The 6,498-nt window shown below is 41.7% G+C and carries 5 protein-coding genes; 4 read left to right on the top strand and 1 reads right to left on the bottom strand.

The annotated features are described in order from the left end of the window. Positions 1-1,872: YgiQ family radical SAM protein (locus AC29Z1_RS11500; protein ID WP_488271602.1), on the top strand; the 1,872-nt coding region annotated here is incomplete at its 5' end. 9 nt (positions 1,873-1,881) lie between these two features. Here AC29Z1_RS11500 and AC29Z1_RS11495 read toward each other — a convergent pair. Next, positions 1,882-2,274 (bottom strand): hypothetical protein, encoded by a 393-nt coding sequence (locus tag AC29Z1_RS11495; RefSeq protein ID WP_488271601.1) that lies wholly within the window; start codon positions 2,272-2,274, stop codon positions 1,882-1,884. Positions 2,275-2,553: 279 nt separating this feature from the next. Here AC29Z1_RS11495 and AC29Z1_RS11490 point away from each other — a divergent pair, with 279 nt between their 5' ends. From AC29Z1_RS11490 to AC29Z1_RS11480, 3 genes are all read left to right on the top strand, one after another. Next, positions 2,554-3,588, top strand: a complete 1,035-nt coding sequence (locus tag AC29Z1_RS11490) for an ABC transporter substrate-binding protein (RefSeq protein WP_488271600.1) — start codon at positions 2,554-2,556, stop codon at positions 3,586-3,588. A gap of 12 nt (positions 3,589-3,600) precedes the next feature. Continuing rightward, on the top strand, positions 3,601-4,935 hold the full coding sequence (rimO, locus tag AC29Z1_RS11485) for a 30S ribosomal protein S12 methylthiotransferase RimO (RefSeq protein WP_488271599.1): 1,335 nt from the start codon (positions 3,601-3,603) through the stop codon (positions 4,933-4,935). 240 nt (positions 4,936-5,175) lie between these two features. Continuing rightward, complete coding sequence (locus tag AC29Z1_RS11480; RefSeq protein ID WP_488271598.1) at positions 5,176-6,423, top strand: competence/damage-inducible protein A; 1,248 nt, start codon at positions 5,176-5,178, stop codon at positions 6,421-6,423. Positions 6,424-6,498: the final 75 nt, after the last annotated feature.

Below are 6,498 nucleotides of genomic sequence, written 5' to 3'. Positions count from 1 at the left end.
ACCAGTGAAGAGATGGTCAAAAAAGGATGGTATCAACTAGTTTTTTTGTTTATAAGTGGAGATGCGTATGTTGACCATCCCAGTTTTGCGACATCCATTATTTGTAGGCTTTTAGAAAAATATGGATATAGAGTGGGGATCATTGCTCAACCTGATTGGCGTTCAACGAAAGATTTCAAACGCTTAGGTAAACCGCGTTTAGGGGTACTGGTATGTGCAGGCAATCTTGATTCTATGCTTAACAAATTTACGGCAGCAAAGAAATACCGGAGTACCGATAACTACTCGCCCGGAGGCCAGGCTGGACTTAGGCCGGAACGGGCGACAATTGTTTATTGCAATCGGATAAGAGAGGTCTGGAAAAGGGTACCGCTAATTATTGGTGGTATTGAAGCCAGCTTACGGCGATTTGCTCACTACGATTATTGGTCAGATAGTGTTCGACGGTCGATTTTGATTGACAGTAGAGCAGATTTACTGATTTATGGTATGGGTGAGAAGCAGATTAAAGAGGTAGCTGCACAATTAGCCACCGGCATTGGTATCGAAAACATTCGTGATATTCCTGGGACTTGTTATCATACTGAAACATTAGAACATCTTTGGGATTATGTTGAGATCCCTAGTTATCAAGATGTGGTAAATAGTAAGGCTGATTTTGCTCAAGCCTTTAAAATTCAGTATTTGGAGCAAGATCCTATTAGGGGAAAAACGATTGTTCAAAGACATGGCGAACAGTATGTGGTGCAAAATCCGCCTGCTCCGCCATTATCCACTCAGGAAATGGATGAAATATATGATTTGCCGTATCAACGCACATACCACCCTTCTTATGCAGCGGCTGGCGGGGTTCCGGCGATTCAGGAGGTCAAGTTCAGTATTGTCAGTCATCGCGGCTGTTATGGAAGCTGCTCATTTTGTGCGCTATACGCCCATCAAGGAAGAATCATCCAAAGTCGCAGCAAAGAATCGATATTGCGTGAGGCGCAAGAAATAGCCAAAATGCCCGACTTTAAAGGTTATATCCATGATGTGGGCGGGCCGACCGCAAACTTTCGCCATCCTGCCTGTGAACATCAGGCCGTGAGGGGAACCTGTCGCGGCAAACAGTGTTTATTTCCGAGTGCCTGCAAAAATTTAAATACTGATCATACGGAATACTTGGAATTGCTTAGGGCCGTTAGACAAATTCCTGGCATAAAAAAAGTGTTTGTTCGTTCCGGTCTGCGTTATGACTACTTGCTGGCAGCCAATGATATGCAGTTTTTACGGGAATTGTGTGAGCATCATGTGAGTGGGCAGCTAAAAGTAGCTCCAGAACATATTTCTGACAAAGTCACAAAATTAATGGGTAAGGCAGATAAAAATACGTATTTAACATTTAAAAAGGCCTATGAGCGAATTAACAAGGAATTAGGCAAGGAACAGTACCTTGTACCTTATTTTATGTCCAGCCATCCCGGCGCTGGTCTCAAAGAAGCCATTGAACTGGCTGAGTTTCTTCGTGATATTGGTTATAATCCTGAGCAGGTACAGGATTTTATACCTACTCCGGGAAGTATATCCACTTGTATGTATTATACGGGGCTCAATCCGCTAACCGGGGAAAAAGTTTATGTGGCCAAAGATCCGCATGATAAAAAGTTGCAACGCGCGTTATTACAGTATCGCAATCCCAAAAACTACGATTTAGTATATGAGGCTCTTATTAAGGCAAATCGCCGTGATTTAATCGGCTATGAGCCAAAATGTTTGATTCGGCCGCCGCGTAATAAACCGCATAATGCGGTGTTGCAGTCTGATAAAATTAATATGAAGCGAAAAGCTGTACCAGCCAGAGATAAGCGGGCTAAAGTAACAAAAAGAGGCTAGATTCTCAATCTAGCCTCTTTTTGTTACCAAGCCAAATGCACGGCGGCAGTCGTCAGATAACAGGTACATGGCAATTAGTCCATGTGGGACAATGGTTATAATTCCCATCGTCATATTGTAACCAAACATAACGATAAAACCAATGACGACAAAGAGTATTGATATGGTTAATTCAAGCAGCCGAGCCCAGCGCTTGAGTTTTAGTAACCCAAAGGCGGGAATGGCATATAAGAGTAATGCAGCAAATGAATTAAGTGCAGCTGTAGTATCATTGTTTACGAGACCGTCATAGATACCAAATGCGTTTCCCAAGGCGACTAAGAACAAAAACATGATGATGATAATCAAACGCAAAGTCAAATCTGGATGAAAAACAGACCACCAGGAAGGTTTAACTATCACTGTAAATAACTCCTTTCAGATATAAATCCGATGATAACCTAGGTCTCCAGCTAGAGGGATAGAATTTTTGTCAGGGTGCTTAATTTTCTTTATTTTACCACAATATGTTATTTTTTAGAATAAAGGAGTTCAGGGATATATTCACAATCACAAAATTAATAAATTGTTGTTTTAGGAAATTAAAGGAATATGGACTTGCATAAAGAACAAATAAAGGGTATAGTATATATGTTTGCCTTTCCTGTAATTCTAACTATAGCTGCAGCGTGGAGGTAGTTTATGCGACGTTATCTACCACTGTTATTAATTTCTTGTTTTGTGCTTGTTGTACTCATCACAGGTACTACGTATCTTGCAGGCTATGCAGGCAGCAGTGCGGGGAACAAAAATGGTTTGGGGACTATTAATGTTTATACCACATTACCCATTGAGCAGGTTGCTATAATTGCTCAGGAATATGAGCGAGTAGCTAATGTGAAAATGAATATTACTCCCCTTACTGATAAGGATCTGGTTAATCGGTTACTAGCAGAGTCAGCGAAACCGCAAGCTGACATCATTCTAGCGCATCGCAAGACGCTGAAACAAGCCCGAAATAGTGCGCTGTTGGTACCATACCAATCAGAATATACAGATATAATACCAAGCAAGTTTCAAGACCCGGATGGGTATTGGATAGGCTTATGGTATGACCCCGTTGTGTTTGCAGTCAATCAAGATTATTACCGAACAGCAACCCCAAAACCGTCTAAATGGTCGGATTTACTCTTGGATGACAAAGTCAGAATCGGTATCACCGATTTTCTTGCGGCCGATGCTGCGGCTAATCTTTTATTTACATTAGTTGCTGCTAATGGGGAGGAACAAGTATTAAGCTTATTCAAAACGCTTCATCCACATATTGTACAGTATGCTAAATTTTTGGCAACACCTGCACGAATGGCCAGTATGGGTGAAGTAGATATTGGGATTGCAGTGCATAGTGAGACGATGCGTTATGCTAAAGATGGCTTTCCCGTACACATCGTGTATCCCGAAGATGGTTCAGCCTATTTGCTATCAGGTGTTGGGCTGATTAGAGGAGCTGCCAATGCTGAGCAGGCAAAATCGTTTATTAACTGGCTTACTCTGGATGCACCATACGAAGTTATGACCAAACATAAGTTCTATTTTTTCCCCACCAATCCGGAGACCCAGCTATATCAGGAATATGCCAAAAAAAATGTAAAGCTGCTTGATCATCATGATATGTATACTCCTGAACAGCAGCGGCGATTACTTGATAAATGGGTTCAAGCCCGCTTAGGAATATAATAGGAGGACACAATGCTTAAAGCTGGATTTATTAGTTTAGGATGTGCAAAAAACCTGGTAGATACCGAAATTATGCTAGGCATTTTGGCTGATAACAATATCGCTATTACTGATAATCCCCATGATGCGGATATCTTAATAGTGAATACCTGCGGATTTATTGATGCTGCTAAAGAGGAGTCTATTTCTACGATTATTCAGATGGCTGACTTTAAGCGTGAGGGTAAATGTCGGGGGATTATCGTTGCTGGTTGTCTTGGTCAGCGTTATCAGCAAGAATTATTAGATGAATTACCGGAAGTATCTGCAATTGTCGGTACAGGTGCGTGGCACCGGATTATGGAGGCCGTAAATGCTGTGTTGGCTGGTGAGCGGGTATTAATTATTGGCGAAACAGATACCATTTATGATGAAACCATGAGGCGTATTACCACTACGCCTTCTTATAGTGCTTATGTAAAAATTGCTGAAGGCTGCAGCAATTGCTGTTCATATTGTGTAATTCCTATGGTGCGCGGCAAATATCGAAGCCGTACCATTGAATCCATTGTAAGTGAGGTAAAGAACCTTACAGAACTTGGGGTAAAAGAAATTAATTTAATTGCTCAGGATACTACCAGTTATGGGCGTGATCGCTATAATACGCCGCAGCTAACAACATTACTGAAGGAATTAGTAAAAATCGATGGACTTCTTTGGATTCGGTTGCTTTATTGCTATCCAAAATATTTTACCGATGAGCTTATTGAAATTATTGCTGCTGAACCTAAAATTTGCAAGTACATCGATATTCCGCTGCAACATGCTGATGATGAAATATTAGCAGCTATGAACCGTCGTGATACGCGGGCAGACATTGAAAAGTTGCTAGCTAAGATTCGGGCTTCTATTCCCGGCGTTGTGATTCGTACTTCGTTTATCGTAGGATTTCCCGGTGAAACAGATGCACATTTTGAAACCTTAAAGCAATTTATGCTTTCACAAAAGTTTGAACGGGTTGGTGTATTTGTTTATTCACAAGAAGAGGGAACACCTGCCGGGGCTTTAGAGCAGCAAGTACCTGACGAAGTAAAAGAGGAACGCTATCACGAGCTAATGGCTTTACAGTGCCAGATTTCTGAAGAACTGAATCGCAGCATGGAAGGAAAAGAACTTACTATTTTGATTGAAGGTCACAATACTGAACAGCCTGATGTGGCTTTTGGCAGGTCTTACCGGGAAGCTCCGGATGTTGATGGAAAAATTTTTGTCGAGAATGCTGCCGATCTGCTCCCTGGAGATGTAGTACAGGCAGAGGTTGTACAAGGATTTACGTACGATCTATTAGCCGAAATAAAACCTGATTAGCTGCATAATACTATAGCAAGCTTAAAATAGTAGAGGCGCATGCTCTGCTATTTTTTGTCCTAATACTAATTGTATGCAAATTTGAAGTAAGACTTAGTAGTAAATCCTGGTCTTTGCATCAACAGGTGGTTTTCTCTCTGCCTATTTGGTTATTAAAGATTATTTTTGCGGTAAAATATAAATTATTGTAAAGGATTTGTTAATTTATGACGCGAATCCAATAGGTTAGGAGGGAAAACGATGATTGTTGAGTTAGTAAGTACAGGAACAGAACTGCTTTTAGGGCAGATCGTAAATACCAATGCGCCATTTTTAGCTACCCGATTGAATGAGTTGGGATTTAGTGTAGTATATCAGACAACAGTTGGTGATAACCATGACCGAATGAAGCGGGTTTTACAGATCGCATTGGAGCGAGCTGATATTGTTATAACAACTGGTGGCCTGGGGCCGACGCAAGGCGATATTACTAAAGAAGTAAGCGCATCATTACTGGGAAAACCAATGTATCTGGATGAAACTAGTGTACAACGCATACAACAGTATTTTTCCAAGCGTCATTCCTGTATGCCAGAAAATAATCTGCGTCAAGCTATGATTCCTGAAGGCGCACAAATTATTGAAAACACATGTGGTACAGCACCTGGCGTTATTATGGAAGACGAAGCAACAGGAAAAGTCATTATACATTTGCCGGGACCGCCGCGTGAATGTTCGACAATGTTTGAAACCTCAATTGTTCCGTATCTTAGGGAACGCTTCGGTTTACAAGGGGCTATCGTATCCAGAGTTCTCCGTACATATGGTCTGGGAGAGTCGGCATTAGAAGAGCGAATTAAACAATATATCCTATCTCAGTCAAACCCGACATTAGCTTTGCTAGCACGCAATGGTGAGATTCACGTGCGTATTACGGCAAGAGCAGCCAGTGAAGCAGAAGCTCTGCAACTGATTCATGATCTCGAAGGTCAACTTCGCCAAGTGATCGGAGAATATATCTTTGGAACTGATGAAGAAACGCTGGAGATGTGTGTTGGTAACCTTTTACTGGAGAAAAATTTATCAATTGCACTTGCCGAGTCTTGTACTGGCGGTCTCGTTACCAGCCGCATCACTGATGTGCCAGGCAGTTCACGATATTTGATAGGATCTATAGTCTGCTACAGCAATACCATCAAAGTAAAGCAAGTTGGCGTTGCGGAAGAATTGCTTGCAACGAAAGGTGCCGTAAGCCACGAGACAGCTGAGAGTATGGCTCAGGGAATTAAGAAAAAATTCTCTGCCGGCATCGGTATCGGGATTACTGGTATTGCCGGTCCGGATGGAGCAACTGCCGATAAACCTGTAGGACTTGTTTATATCGCTATTGACGGTCCAGCAGGGACCAAATGGTACGAACATTATTTTGCCGGAACACGTACAGAAATAAAAAACCGGACGGCTCTTGCAGCACTTAGTCATTTGAGGCATTATTTGCTTACTATTTAGGAGGTCGTTATATTGAAAGATGCAACAACTTTATTTGGTGATATAGCTTTAAGCAAGAAAACAGCAGCAGCTATC

Source organism: Sporomusa sp., from assembly GCF_057736855.1.
Note: the sequence above shows the minus strand (reverse complement) of the source record. Positions and strands in the feature narration are given on the sequence as shown.

Bases quoted from the DNA above. Each gene is read 5' to 3' on its own strand.
- AC29Z1_RS11490 (WP_488271600.1), top strand. From the start codon at position 2,554: ATGCGACGTTATCTACCACTGTTATTAATTTCTTGTTTTGTGCTTGTT.
- rimO (WP_488271599.1), top strand. From the start codon at position 3,601: ATGCTTAAAGCTGGATTTATTAGTTTAGGATGTGCAAAAAACCTGGTA.
- AC29Z1_RS11480 (WP_488271598.1), top strand. From the start codon at position 5,176: ATGATTGTTGAGTTAGTAAGTACAGGAACAGAACTGCTTTTAGGGCAG.